The organism is Citrobacter sp. MGH103 (genome assembly GCF_001034475.2).
GTDB classification, from domain to species: Bacteria; Pseudomonadota; Gammaproteobacteria; order Enterobacterales; family Enterobacteriaceae; genus Citrobacter; species Citrobacter freundii.
Window position 1 is genome coordinate 683,242 of sequence record NZ_CP073043.1, and the last position, 12,393, is coordinate 695,634.

A 12,393-nucleotide genomic window follows, 5' to 3' on the forward strand; every position below is an offset into this window, starting at 1 on the left:
GGGGTTACTCGTCGTCGCCGAGGGTATATTTTTCGAAGCGGATAATTTCTTCACCCGCCCATTCGTTCAACTCCATAAACCGCGCCTGTAGCGGGGTCAGCTCGTTACGCACAAAGACCTTTGCCACCTTCTCAACGTCACCCACTGAGCCGACGTTCTCGGGCTTACCGCCCATAAGCTGGAATGGGATGCGGTGCGCGTCGAGCAGGTCGCCGGCGCTGACTTTCTTGATATTAAAAAAATCATCCTTCGTGGCGACTTCGCTCAGTGGCACAATTTTAATTCCGTCGGCTTTACCATTCGGCGCGTAAAAAAACAGATTCTTAAAATTGCCGAGCCCTTTCGAGTCACGCATCGCCTTTCGCAGCGCCTCAACGTCGGTGCTGCTTTGCGCGGCGTCAGTCACATACATGATGTAACCGGCATGCGCGCCGTTCTGGTAATACTTGCGACGGAACAGTGTCGCCGATTCATTCAGCCAGGCTGAATTGAGTGCGCTCAGGTATTCCGGCATCCCGTAAAGCTCCTGATTAATATCAGGCTCGAGCAGGTGGAAGACGGAGCCGGGCGCGAACTGGTGCGGCTGCGTGTAGGACTGAATATACCAGTACACGTCATCCTCGATGCCACGGCGGGTATATTTCGCCGGTGAGGTTTCCAGTTTTAACGGCTTGCCGGTCAGGCCGCGACGCTCTTCGATAAACGCATTACCAAACACCAGATAGTCGAGCGCAAACCGGGTGAAGTCCTGACGGGATAACAGCGGGTGCGGGATGTAGGTCGACACCAGAATATTACGCTTCACGTAAATCGGCGAGCTGTGATGCACGGCGGCGCGCATGCTCTTCGCCAGCCCGGAAAAGCTCACCGGCGGCTCGTACCAATGGCCGTTGTCGATGCACTCGACGTAATCGAGAATATCGCGGCGGTCGAGTACCGGCGTCGGCTCACCAAAGGTGAATGCTTCCATGCTCTGTGCCGGTGCGGCGATGTGGTTTTGGGTGCGCGGCGGCGGCTGGCGCTTGTTGCGTTTCTTGCTCATTAGTTCCACTCCATGATGCTGGATGACTGCTCACCGGTCGCGGCGGTCAGCGGCTCGTTGATTAATACGTGCATGGTTGCCCAGGCGAGATCGGCGTGACTGGCTTCCTCGGTACGGCTGGCCTCATAGGTCGAGCTGCGACCACTGCTGGTCATGGTTTTGCGGATAGACATAAACGACTGCGTGATATCGGTTGCGCTGACGTCGTACTCGAGGCAACCGCGGCGAATGGTGTCTTTGGCTTTGAGCACCATCGCGGTTTTCATTTCCGGCGTGTAGCGGATTTCACGCGCGGCCGGGTAGAAAGACCGCACGAGCTGGAAAACGCCCTGACCGAGCCCGGTCGCATCGATGCCGATATATTCCACGGTGTATTTTTGCGTGAGCTCGCGAATGGATTCGGCCTGCTGGGCGAAGTCCATCCCTTTCCACTGGTGGCGCTCGATGATGCGGAATTTGCCACCGGCGACGACCGGCGGCGCGATGACGACACATCCGGCACTGTCGCCACGTAATGACGGGTCGTAACCAATCCATACCGGGCGATGACCGAATGGCCGCTCGGCGAATGGCGCGTAGTCCTCCCATTTTTCGAGGCTGTCGACCATGCAGCGTTGTAGCTCTTCGAACGGGAATACCGACGCTTTATCGTCGACGAACTCGCACATAAACAGGTTGCGGAACTCATCGACACTGTTCTCGCGCTTCAGCGTATCGATGTTGAACAGTGTGCACCCTTTGGCGAGTGCGTCCTCGATGGTGACAATCTGTCGCCACTGGCCGTCAGGACAGGCGACGCCCTTCGCGAGTGCGGCGTGACTGATATCGATATCGACGCGCTCGCTCTTGTCTGAGCGCCCCTTGTTGAACTGCTCACCCGACCAGAACGGGTAAGCGCCGTGCGCCAGCGATGAGGGGGTCGAAAAATAGGTCGTGCGTAAATGCTCCTGTGACGACATGCCCCCGGCGACGCGCTTCAGTTTCTGAAAGTTGGGGATCCAGAAAATTTCGTCGACATACAGGTCACCGTTGTGACTCTGTGCCGTGTTGGCATTGGTACCGAGAAACATCAGCTCCGCGCCATTGTTGCCGAGCACAATTGGGTCGCCGGTAAGCTCGACGTCAACCTGTCGGGCAAAGGCGATGATGTATTTACGGAACACGTAGGCCTGTGTCTTACTGGCCGATAAAAATATCTGGTTGTGACCGGTCTTCAGCGCCTGTAACAGCGCCTCACGTGCAAAATAGAACGTCGCACCAATCTGTCGCGATTTCAGGATGTGCCTGATGCGGTGCGCCAGTCCCGCGCGCCACCACTCGAGCTGATAGTCGAAAGACTGCTCGAGGAAAATCTCTTCGAGTTTCTCGATAGCCTCTTCGCTGAAAAAATTCTTTTTCGGCTTCTTCTTTTCCCCTTTGTTGCGGTTGGCCACGTTCGGGTTTAAATCCGCTTCGTTGCCGGTCTGGCCGTAACGGTTAACCCGCGCGAGGCGCTCCATCTGGCGCGCCAGAAAATCCGCGACCTTAAAGTCGTGAGCCGTCAGGTCTGGCTTTGCATAGAGCTGAATGAGTCGCGCCTCGAGCGTGAATTCGACCCGATTTAACGGGGCGGTGTCTTCCCATTTATCGCGCTGCTTCCAGCTCTGCACCGTGGGGCGCTTGACCTGCAACTGCTCCGCGATTTGTGGCACGGAATAGCCCTGCCAGAACAAAAGCGCGGCCTGTCGGCGAGGGTCGCTGAGTAGTGATGTGTCGTTGGTAGTGGTCATAAAACCTCACTGTGATGAGTACACGGCAAGGCTAAAGATTCAGGGGGGATGAATCGCTAACCCCCTGTTGTGTCAGGGGTTGCACTTCTGTAACCGGTGGCTGGCGAGGGGGGGGAGCCGGGAAACTACATCCGACCCGATAACCCAACTCAGGACACCTGACTCATGGCTAAAAAAATTTCGAAATGGTTTCGCATCGGCGTCGAGGGTGACACCTGCGACGGTCGCGTAATCAGTAAAACTGATATTCAGGAGATGGCCGACGGCTTCGACCCGCGTGTCTATGGCTGTCGCATCAACCTCGAGCATATTCGCGGCATTTACCCCGACAGCCCGTTTTGCCGTTATGGCGATGTTGTGGACGCAAAAGCGGAAGTGATCGACGACGATTCGGCGCTCAAAGGTAAGCTGGCGCTCTACGGAAAAATCGCCCCGCTCGACAACCTGCTCGCGATGCTGGCGCAAGGCCAGAAGGTTTATACCTCGATGGAGATCCGCCCGAACTTTGCCAACACTGGCAAATGCCACCTCATCGGGCTGGCGGTCACCGATGACCCGGCGAGCCTCGGCACCGAATACCTGCAATTCTGCTCTCGCGCACAGCTAAACCCACTGGCCGGGAAGAAAGAACAGCCGGGCGATTTGTTCTCTGTGGCGACCTTTGCCGAGCTGGTATTTGAAGACCAGCCCGACACCATCCTCACCAAGCTGAGTGACACCGTGAAAAGTATCTTCAGCCGTAAACAGGCTGATGACGATGCGAGATTCGGTGACGTACATGAAGCCGTGACCGCCATTGCCGAGCAGGTGCAGACCGGCGGTGAAAGCGCCGAGGTACGTTTCAGTGCAATTGAAACCGAGCTTGCCGACGTCAAAAAAGCGCTCGCCGAACAGGCTGACGCCACCTCGCAGCAATTCAGCACCCTGACCACCACGCTGGAAAACACCGAAAGCACATCACAGCCGCGCCGTAAGTTAAGCACCGGTGGAGACGGTGATTCGTCTGGCTCCACGGTGACCGACTGCTAACCCCTGATAAACCGGAAGGAATACAAAACCCATGCGTAAAGAGACCCGTTTTAAATTCAATCAGTACCTGAGCCGTATCGCCGAACTGAACGGCATCGCGGCCAGCGACCTCGATAAAAAGTTTGCCGTCGAGCCGTCGGTGACGCAGACCCTGTTTGACAAAATCCAGCAATCGTCCAGCTTCCTGAAGCTCATCAACATGGTAACGGTTGGCGAACTGACCGAAGAGAAAGTCGGCATCGATGTGACCGGCTCCATTGCCAGCACCGCTGACACCGACGGTGGCGTCGAGCGTAAGACCGCTGATTTTGGCAAGCTCGATTCGTACCGCTATTTCTGCCACCCGGTGAACTTCGATTATCACCTGAAGTACAGCAAGCTCGACCTGTGGGCGCGTTTTCAGGATTTCCAGATCCGTATCCGTAACGCGATTATCAAGCGTCAGGCGCTGGATTACATCACCATCGGCTTTAACGGCGTGAGCCGGGCGGCGACCTCTGACCGGGCTCAGAATCCGCTGCTTCAGGACGTGGCTGTCGGCTGGTTGCAGAAATACCGTAACGATGCGCCTGAGCGCGTGATGTCCAGTATCACCGCTAAAGACGGTACCGTAATTTCGGACACCATCAAGGTGGGTAAAGGGGGGCATTACGCCAACCTCGATGCGCTGGTCATGGATGCTTTCGAGTCGCTGGTTGCGGAAATTCACCGCGAAAATCCGGAAATGGTTGTCATCTGTGGTCGCCGTATCCTGACCGACAAATACTTCCCGATGATTAACAAATTCCAGGCGAACAGTGAACAGCTCGCCGGTGAGTTGATCATCAGCCAGAAAACCATCGGCCAGCTTCAGGCGGTGCGCGCGCCGTTCTTCCCGGCAAACAGCGTTTTCATCACCACGCTGGATAACATTTCGATTTATCTGTACGAGGACGGTCACCGCCGCCACATCGTCGAAAATCCGAAACTCGACCAGGTGGAAAACTACGAACAGGTCAAAGTCGATTTTGTGGTCGAAGACTACGAGGCCGGGTGCCTGATTGAGAATATCGAAATTCTCGAGCAGGACGAGACCGCCACGCCGGAAGCGACCAGCGCGGAAGTCTTCGCGGCGGCAATGGTCAAGGCGATGCAGTCGATGACTGGTACTGCCCCGGCTAAAGCCGACACCACTGACGGCGCGGAGGCATAACCGATGGCAACCCCCGCACAGCGTCACGCGATGCGGGTCTCGGCTATCAGGGCATCGCAGCGGGATAACGCCCCGCTGCGTCATGCCTCACCTTACGAGCAAATGCTCGTCAAGCTGGCCGCAGACCGCCGGACGCTATCAGCAATTCGCTCTAAAGAACGTAAAGCGGATAAAAAACGCGAATTACTCCCGATGTACCTGCCGTGGGTCGCTGGCGTACTGGAAAGCGGCACCGGCGCACAGGATGACATTCTGATGACGGTGATGCTCTGGCGTCTGGATGCGGGGGATATCACCGGCGCTATCGAGATTGCGCGCTATGCGCTGCGTTTCGGTCTGTCGATGCCGGAAAACCATTCCCGCACCACACCTTACATGCTGGCCGAAGAGGTCGCACTCGCGGCAACCCGCGCCCGTATTGCAGGAGAGTCGGTCGACGCCACACAACTCCTTTACGTTATCGGGCTGACTGCTGAGGCCGATATGCCTGACGAAGTGCGCGCCCGACTGCATAAGGTCACCGGTCTGACCCTGCGTGATGTCGGTCAGCTTCCTGATGCACTGGCGTACCTGCAACGCGCCTTACAGCTCGATACCCACTCTGGGGTAAGAAAAGACATTGAGACCCTCACTCGTGAGCTGAACCCGAAACCGGTCGCCGTCAAAAAAACAGCGTCGAAAGCCGCGAAAAAGGTACCCGCGAAAAAACAAGATTCACCGGTGAAACGAGGGCGGGGACGCCCGAGAAAAGTCGCCGGTTAACAGAACGCTCCCCGAGCCGGGCGGCACGCTGGTCAATGCGGGTATTGATTGCCCTGACTGCGACCGGCGTCCACCGCCCACCCATTACCCGAGGTTGTCATGACGACAGTGATTATTGAGCCAAAGAAAGAGCCGCAGGACGTGCCGGGCGTGGTCATTCCGCCACCGGGCGTGAGTGAGCTGGTAATAAAAAACACCTTCTTTTTTCCGGATGTGGATCCGAAGCGTGTGCGCGAGCTGATGCGTCTGGAGCAGACCGTTTCCGCGCTGCGCCTGAATGATGCGATTAAAGTCGGTATGGCTGAAACCAACGCGGAGCTTGCCCTGTGGCGGGTTGAGCAAATGGCCGCGGGGCATGACACGCTGGCTGATGTGCCTGCCGATGATATCGATGGCGAAAGCGTGCGCTGTTTCCACTATTTCCGCGCCGTCTGTGCCATGACCAGCGCCACGCTGTTTGAGCGTTATCGCGGCATCGATGCGACGGCGAAAGGCGACCGCAAAGCGGAAAGTACCGAGGCGGTTATCGATGAACTGTGGCGGGATATGCGCTGGTCTGTGGCGCGTATTCAGGACAAGCCGCGCTGTATTGTCGGTCAAATCTGATGAAGGTCCGGGCGATGCAGGGTGACACCCTCGATGCGATTTGCGCCAGGTATTACGGGCGCACTGAGGGCGTCGTTGAAACGGTGCTGCAGGCGAATCCGGGTCTGTCAGAGCTGGGCGTTATTCTGCCGCACGGCACGACAATCGAACTGCCCGAAACCGACAGCGCCCCGAAAACCGAAACGGTGAATTTATGGGACTGAGTGTGGAAAAAATCACGACGTTTATCGCTTACTGGCTGGCCGTGGGGCTGGCGTATTTCGGGGCAATGTCCCCTGAAAAGCTGGCGCTCTATGTGGGGAGTGCCTGTGCCATTTTTACCGCGCTGACGAATTACTGGTTTAAGCGCAAAACCTACCGCTACCTGACCTCACTCGGACTCGATAAGGAGGCTGCCCGTGAGCTCAATCATTAAACGATGCAGTGTGGCCGCCGTGCTGGCGCTGGCGGCACTGGTGCCTGACTTTCGTCTGCTTAACACCTCGCTCGAGGGGCTGGCAATGATTGCCGACCTCGAAGGATGTCGCCTGACACCTTACCAGTGCAGCGCGGGAGTGTGGACGTCGGGCATCGGCCACACTGCCGGGGTGGTCCCGAAAGGGGATATTACCGAACAGCGCGCGGCGGAGAATCTCGTTGCCGATGTGCTCAACGTCGAGCAACAGCTCGCGGTCTGTGTGCCGGTGGATATGCCACCGCGCGTCTATGACTCGCTGGTCAGTTTTGCGTTTAACATCGGAACCGGTGCGGCCTGTCGGTCGACGCTGGTCTCGTTTATCAAGCGTCACCAGTGGTGGCAGGCGTGCGACCAACTCACCCGCTGGGTGTATGTCAACGGCACAAAAAATAAAGGGCTGGAGAACCGCCGTGCACGGGAGCGGGCTTACTGCGTAAAGGGGATGCAATGAAAGTGCTGATGATCCTGCTGGCAGGGTTGCTCGCCGTGGTGCTGTGGCTGCGCCACGATAACGCGAACTTATCCCGGTCTTTTGAGAAAGCGAACCGCGTTGCAAGTGAGCAAAAGATGACGATTGGCATGCTGAAAAATCAGCTTGCCATATCGCAGCGAATCGGCAGGGCGAATGAAGATGCGCAGGTCAGGCTCGGCGATGAGCTGGCCGTTGTCGGTGAGCAGGCGGTTAAGCGGGAAGAAACCATAACGAGGCTGATGAATGAAAACGAGACGTTACGCAGCTGGTACAGCGATAAGTTGCCTGATGCTGTGCGCCGGTTGCACATCCGAACCGGCTGCGCCTCCGCCGCCCGTTGTTTACAACGCCTGCCCGAAGGTGAGCCTCTGCCCGATGCCGGGAAGCGAGCCCGTCACTAACGGTGATCTGAGTACAGATATTCGCAGGCTTGAGCATGCGCTCACCGCCTGTGCGATTAAGGTCGAAACCATCAAAGACTGTCAGGATAAAATCGATGCAGAAAATGAAAAGCCTGCGCAAAGCGCTGAATGACGCCGTCCCGCAGCTCCTGAATAACCCCGAGATGATGCGTATCTTTGCCGATGAGGGGAATATCGATGCGCGTCTCGCGGCTTCTCTGTCCCATGAAAAGAAATACACGCTGAATGTGATCGTCTGTGATTTTGTCGGCGACCCCGACCTGATTTTCGTGCCGGTGGTGGCATGGCTGCGAGAACACCAGCCGGATATATGCACGCTTGATGAGGGGCGCAAAAAGGGCTATCGATTCCAGATGGACTTAAACGACGGGGACAATGTTGATATCAGTATCAGCCTGCAACTGACTGAGCGCACCCTTGTCCGGGAGGAAAACGGCGCGTTACACGTCAGCTATGCACCTGAGCCGCCACTGCCGGAGCCTGTTACACGACCGACCGAGCTCTATATCAATGGTGAGCTGGTGAGTAAATGGGATGAGTGAATTTAAGTCTTTTGACGACAAACTTGCGGGGCTTATCGGGGCATTGTCACCGGCGTCGCGGCGCAGGCTGACCGCAGAGATAGCGAAACAACTGCGCGCCGCGCAGCAGCAACGTATCAGGCAACAAAAAGCGCCGGATGGCACGCCGTACCAGGCGCGAAAACGCCAGCCGCTCAGGGCGAAAAAAGGGAGGATAAAACGGGCGATGTTTCAGAAGCTGCGAACGAGTCGCTATATGAAAGCCAGTGGCCGCAATGATGCAGCTGTGGTGGAGTTTACCGGCAAAGTGCAGCGTATAGCGCAGATTCATCAATACGGACTTAAAGACCGGCCAAACCCTCATGCTCAGGACGTGCAATACCCGGAGCGCCAGTTACTCGGATTTAGCCAGAATGATAAACAGCTTGTTGAGGTACTGGTTCTTGTTAACCTGATAAATAATTTTTGAACCTATTACAATAATGTAAGTTAAAATTGCTGGCTAATGAAAATAATAGTTGGTAAGTAACCTAATTTTACAGACAGAAGGGGCAAGTTTGCTACTTGCCCTCTTAATATGGTTACTTTCTGGTTAAAAAGCTATGTAAAACAAGTTTTTCAATTGGTGTGAGGGGTCTGTTTTCCGTGAAGTGTTTTCCGAGGTGGTCATCGTGAATATCAATGGCTTTAGTTGCAATTAAATCTTTATATATGAATTTCTTGTCAGCGTTGCTTAATGATTTGAATTGTTCCAGCGGCGTGTTTTCTAATTTAGAATGCCTTACTGTGCTTAATGTGAATCCTCTTTCCTCTTTTAGTCTTTTTTCCATGTCGATAATGTGTTTGTCAATATAATCATTAGCTGAGATACCAGTAAGTGGTATGATTTTTCCTGTTATATAGTGAGGGAAATTATTTTGTTTTTCATAGTTGATAGATGTGGTCATTTCAGTGTAACTGTCGCCTGAAATGTCCAGGTTAGCTTCGCTTGCTAAAAAATAAAGATCAACTGCAAAGTTAAAAATTGCAGGGTATATGTCCACGTAGTTATTGTAAAAAATGAATGTCTCGCGAATGTATTTTTTTGTTTGTTCTTGTTTTGTGTCGTTTATAATGCGCTCAATTATTTCTAGCGGTAATAGACATAAGAGGCTCACTTCCGCGCGTACATTACCCATGTCAGATGATTTTATTCCTTTTGAGGAATTTAGTAGTTCTGAGTGATGTAAATAGAAATTACGCAATGCTTTTAATGAAAGATATCGCTTGTTATCTTTTCCGATTTTCTTGCTCGTTGCGATTTCATACTTTTCAAAAGAGCTGCAAAGTGAACAAAGTAAATTGTATAAATCGTCAGGATCAGGAGATGAGGTAAATGTAAAATACCTTTTAAAAAATCTAGATATCTCAATCTCACAACTTTCTTTAGGCGTCATAATAGTATCCAAAATATAAAAATAGTAAGTAAAGGTATGATAGTAAAGTGAAGGTGAAATATCGATCTATTTTTACTTTTTCATGAGGGTATCTAAAAGATCTAAGCTATTGATTGTTACGCAAGTGAACTAAAGGTATTTCAATAAGTAATCAGTAGGTTTGTTTTTGAAGTATTATGGGATGCTTCTTGTTGTGTCCTCCCTCACAAAACTCCGCCCGATTGCCGCTGGCCTTGCCCGGCGGCATCCTTTACCTATGAATACGTTAAATTCCATTCAGGATATCGCCCGCGCGATCCGAAACCTTATCCGCACCGGCATTGTGACTGCAGTCAATCCCGATGAGGGGCTTTGTCGTGTCCAGACCGGCGGCATGCAAACCACCTGGCTAAACTGGCTGACCTGCCGCGCCGGTCGCTCGCGGGTCTGGTGGGCTCCCTCAGTTGGCGAGCAGGTGCTTATTCTTGCCATTGGTGGCGAGCTCGATACCGCCTTTGTGCTGCCCGGTATTTTCTCGGATGACCATCCTGCGCCGTCGGCCTCCCCTGATGCCTTTCACGTTTCCTTTCCTGACGGGGCGGTTATCGAGTACGAACCCGAGAGTGGGGCGCTCACGGTGAGTGGTATTAAAACTGCTGACGTCACAGCGTCGGACGCCATTACCGCAACGGTGCCGCTGGTAATGGTCAAAGCGTCCACCCGCATCACGCTCGATACCCCCGAGGTGGTCTGCACCAACAAACTGACCACGGCCACGCTTGAGGTGCAAAAGGGCGGGAAGATGAGCGGCAACATCGAGCACGGCGGCGGCACGTTTAAATCAAACGGTGTGCAGGTGGATGACCACGACCATGGCGGCGTGAAGCGGGGCGATGACAGAACGGTGGGGACAAAATGACGACGAGCTATCTGGGAATGAACCGTCATACCGGGCTCAGTATTTCTGAGGTTGAGCATATCAGGCAGAGCGTGCGCGACATTCTGGTCACGCCGGTTGGCTCGCGTGTGATGCGTCGTGAATACGGCTCGCTGCTGTCGGCGCTTATTGACCAGCCGCAGACCCCGGCGCTACGCCTGCAGATTATGGCCGCGTGCTATTCCGCGATCCAGAAGTGGGAGCCGCGCGTCAGCCTGACGACCATCACCTTTGAACGCGGGGAGAATGACGGTGTGATGTATGTCGATATCACCGGCACGCGGTCGGCATCAGGCCAGCCTTTTTCTATCACCATTCCACTGAGTTAAACACTATGGCTATTGTTGACCTGAGCCTGCTCGCTGCGCCTGATGTGGTGGATGAGCTGGACTATGAAACCATTCTGGCAGAGCGAAAGGCGACGCTTGTCTCACTGTATCCCGGGGAACAGCAGGAGGCGGTCGCGCGCACGCTGACGCTCGAATCGGAGCCGATTGTTAAGTTACTGCAGGAGAACGCTTACCGGGAGGTTATCTGGCGTCAGCGCGTGAATGAATCGGCGCGCGCGGTCATGCTGGCGTATGCCGCCGGTAATGACCTCGATAATATCGGCGCAAATTTCAGCGTCGGGCGTCTTGTTATCACGCCTGCAGATGAGTCCACGCTACCGCCCACACCTGCCGTTATGGAATCGGACACCGATTACCGTCTGCGTATTCAGCAGGCGTTTGAAGGAATGAGCGTGGCCGGCTCTGTCGGCGCTTATCAGTTTCATGGCCGCAGCGCCGACGGGCGGGTCGCGGATATCTCAGTGACCAGCCCGTCACCCGCCTGTGTGACGATTTCTGTGCTGTCGCGGGAAAACAACGGCGTCGCCTCTGATGAACTGCTCACTGTTGTCCGTAACGCGCTTAACGCCGAAGATGTCAGACCGGTCGCCGACCGTGTGACGGTGCAGTCAGCCGACATTGTTGACTACCAGATAACCGCCTCGCTTTATCTCTATCCCGGTCCAGAAAGCGAACCTATTCGCGCCGCTGCCGTGAAAAAACTGGAAACTTATATCAGCGCGCAGCACCGCCTCGGGCGTGATATTCGCCTGTCTGCCATTTATGCCGCGCTGCATGTCGAAGGTGTCCAGCGTGTTGAGCTGGCCGCGCCGGTGGCTGACCTTGTGCTCAGCAGTGCGCAGGCGTCATTTTGCACTGATTACAGCATTGTGATCGGGGGCTCGGATGAGTGATACCCGTCTGCTGCCGGTGGGCTCGTCACCGCTTGAGGTGGCGGCGGCGCGTGCCTGCGCGGATATCGAAAACACCCCCGTCCCGCTGCGTCGTCTGTGGAGCCCTGACACCTGCCCGGCTAATTTGCTGCCGTGGCTGGCGTGGGCGTTTTCTGTCGACCGCTGGGATGAGAACTGGCCGGAGGAAACGAAGCGCGCGGTCATCCGTGATGCGTACTTCATTCACTGCCACAAAGGGACTATCGGTGCTGTTCGTCGGGTGGTGGAGCCGCTCGGCTATGTCATCAACGTCACGGAGTGGTGGGAGACCAGCGACCCGCCCGGCACATTCCGGCTTGATATCGGTGTGCTGGAAAGCGGTATCACTGAGGAAATGTATTTTGAAATGGAGCGCCTGATTGCGGATGCGAAGCCTGCCAGCCGTCATCTGATTGGTCTGAATATTATCCAGGACATTCCCGGTCATATGTTTGTCGGTGGTGTGGTGTATGACGGCGACATTATTACGGTTTATCCCGGATGAGTG

At 54.9% G+C, this 12,393-nt stretch carries 18 protein-coding genes; 15 read left to right on the plus strand and 3 right to left on the minus strand.

Going from position 1 to position 12,393, the window contains the following annotated elements; genetic code table 11:
• Nucleotides 1–4: 4 nt before the first annotated feature.
• Complete coding sequence (locus SK33_RS03305) at nucleotides 5–1,042, minus strand: phage portal protein (protein WP_048218642.1); 1,038 nt, start codon at nucleotides 1,040–1,042, stop codon at nucleotides 5–7.
• The gene (locus SK33_RS03310) at nucleotides 1,042–2,811 is read right to left on the minus strand and encodes a terminase ATPase subunit family protein (RefSeq protein ID WP_048218641.1); all 1,770 of its coding nucleotides are present in this window, start codon (nucleotides 2,809–2,811) and stop codon (nucleotides 1,042–1,044) included. The genes SK33_RS03305 and SK33_RS03310 overlap by 1 nt, the downstream gene beginning before the upstream one ends.
• A gap of 165 nt (nucleotides 2,812–2,976) precedes the next feature.
• On the opposite strand from SK33_RS03310, the gene SK33_RS03315 reads away from it, so the two are divergent.
• The 11 genes from SK33_RS03315 to SK33_RS03360 all read left to right on the plus strand — a co-directional run bounded on the left by SK33_RS03315 (nucleotide 2,977) and on the right by SK33_RS03360 (nucleotide 8,741).
• Nucleotides 2,977–3,840 (plus strand): GPO family capsid scaffolding protein, encoded by an 864-nt coding sequence (locus SK33_RS03315; protein WP_048218640.1) that lies wholly within the window; start codon nucleotides 2,977–2,979, stop codon nucleotides 3,838–3,840.
• A 31-nt stretch (nucleotides 3,841–3,871) separates the two neighbouring features.
• Complete coding sequence (locus SK33_RS03320; RefSeq protein WP_048218639.1) at nucleotides 3,872–5,032, plus strand: phage major capsid protein, P2 family; 1,161 nt, start codon at nucleotides 3,872–3,874, stop codon at nucleotides 5,030–5,032.
• Nucleotides 5,033–5,035: 3 nt separating this feature from the next.
• The gene (locus tag SK33_RS03325) at nucleotides 5,036–5,794 is read left to right on the plus strand and encodes a phage terminase small subunit (RefSeq protein ID WP_048218638.1); all 759 of its coding nucleotides are present in this window, start codon (nucleotides 5,036–5,038) and stop codon (nucleotides 5,792–5,794) included.
• Between the two features lie 99 nt (nucleotides 5,795–5,893).
• Entirely contained in the window at nucleotides 5,894–6,400 is a 507-nt protein-coding gene (locus tag SK33_RS03330; RefSeq protein ID WP_048218636.1) for a head completion/stabilization protein, read from the plus strand.
• Nucleotides 6,400–6,603 carry a tail protein X gene (locus SK33_RS03335; RefSeq protein ID WP_048218635.1) on the plus strand — a complete coding sequence of 68 codons (204 nt, stop codon included), beginning with the start codon at nucleotides 6,400–6,402 and terminating at the stop codon, nucleotides 6,601–6,603. The genes SK33_RS03330 and SK33_RS03335 overlap by 1 nt, the downstream gene beginning before the upstream one ends.
• Nucleotides 6,594–6,815 carry an HP1 family phage holin gene (locus tag SK33_RS03340; RefSeq protein WP_016153631.1) on the plus strand — a complete coding sequence of 74 codons (222 nt, stop codon included), beginning with the start codon at nucleotides 6,594–6,596 and terminating at the stop codon, nucleotides 6,813–6,815. The genes SK33_RS03335 and SK33_RS03340 overlap by 10 nt, the downstream gene beginning before the upstream one ends.
• Entirely contained in the window at nucleotides 6,799–7,308 is a 510-nt protein-coding gene (locus SK33_RS03345) for a lysozyme (protein WP_048218634.1), read from the plus strand. The genes SK33_RS03340 and SK33_RS03345 overlap by 17 nt, the downstream gene beginning before the upstream one ends.
• Nucleotides 7,305–7,730, plus strand: a complete 426-nt coding sequence (lysB, locus tag SK33_RS26365; RefSeq protein WP_048218633.1) for an Rz-like lysis system protein LysB — start codon at nucleotides 7,305–7,307, stop codon at nucleotides 7,728–7,730. The genes SK33_RS03345 and lysB overlap by 4 nt, the downstream gene beginning before the upstream one ends.
• Entirely contained in the window at nucleotides 7,618–7,863 is a 246-nt protein-coding gene (gene lysC / locus SK33_RS03350) for an Rz1-like lysis system protein LysC (protein WP_247751720.1), read from the plus strand. Before lysB ends, lysC begins: the two co-directional genes overlap by 113 nt.
• Nucleotides 7,826–8,293, plus strand: a complete 468-nt coding sequence (locus tag SK33_RS03355) for a phage tail protein (RefSeq protein ID WP_048218631.1) — start codon at nucleotides 7,826–7,828, stop codon at nucleotides 8,291–8,293. Before lysC ends, SK33_RS03355 begins: the two co-directional genes overlap by 38 nt.
• Nucleotides 8,286–8,741: a phage virion morphogenesis protein gene (locus SK33_RS03360; protein ID WP_048218630.1), complete on the plus strand. Its 456-nt coding sequence runs from the start codon at nucleotides 8,286–8,288 to the stop codon at nucleotides 8,739–8,741. The genes SK33_RS03355 and SK33_RS03360 overlap by 8 nt, the downstream gene beginning before the upstream one ends.
• 112 nt (nucleotides 8,742–8,853) lie before the next feature.
• On the opposite strand, the gene SK33_RS03365 is transcribed toward SK33_RS03360, so the two are convergent.
• Nucleotides 8,854–9,708, minus strand: a complete 855-nt coding sequence (locus tag SK33_RS03365; RefSeq protein ID WP_048218629.1) for a hypothetical protein — start codon at nucleotides 9,706–9,708, stop codon at nucleotides 8,854–8,856.
• Between the two features lie 256 nt (nucleotides 9,709–9,964).
• Here SK33_RS03365 and SK33_RS03370 point away from each other — a divergent pair, with 256 nt between their 5' ends.
• From SK33_RS03370 to SK33_RS03385, 4 genes are read left to right on the plus strand one after another with little or no spacing between them, the layout of a single operon-like run.
• A complete protein-coding gene (locus SK33_RS03370) occupies nucleotides 9,965–10,606 on the plus strand; it encodes a phage baseplate assembly protein V (protein ID WP_048218628.1) in 642 nt (213 codons plus the stop codon).
• Nucleotides 10,603–10,953, plus strand: a complete 351-nt coding sequence (locus tag SK33_RS03375; protein ID WP_048218626.1) for a GPW/gp25 family protein — start codon at nucleotides 10,603–10,605, stop codon at nucleotides 10,951–10,953. The genes SK33_RS03370 and SK33_RS03375 overlap by 4 nt, the downstream gene beginning before the upstream one ends.
• Nucleotides 10,954–10,958: 5 nt before the next feature.
• Complete coding sequence (locus SK33_RS03380; protein WP_048218624.1) at nucleotides 10,959–11,867, plus strand: baseplate assembly protein; 909 nt, start codon at nucleotides 10,959–10,961, stop codon at nucleotides 11,865–11,867.
• Entirely contained in the window at nucleotides 11,860–12,390 is a 531-nt protein-coding gene (locus SK33_RS03385; RefSeq protein ID WP_048218622.1) for a phage tail protein I, read from the plus strand. Before SK33_RS03380 ends, SK33_RS03385 begins: the two co-directional genes overlap by 8 nt.
• Nucleotides 12,391–12,393 lie beyond the last annotated feature (3 nt).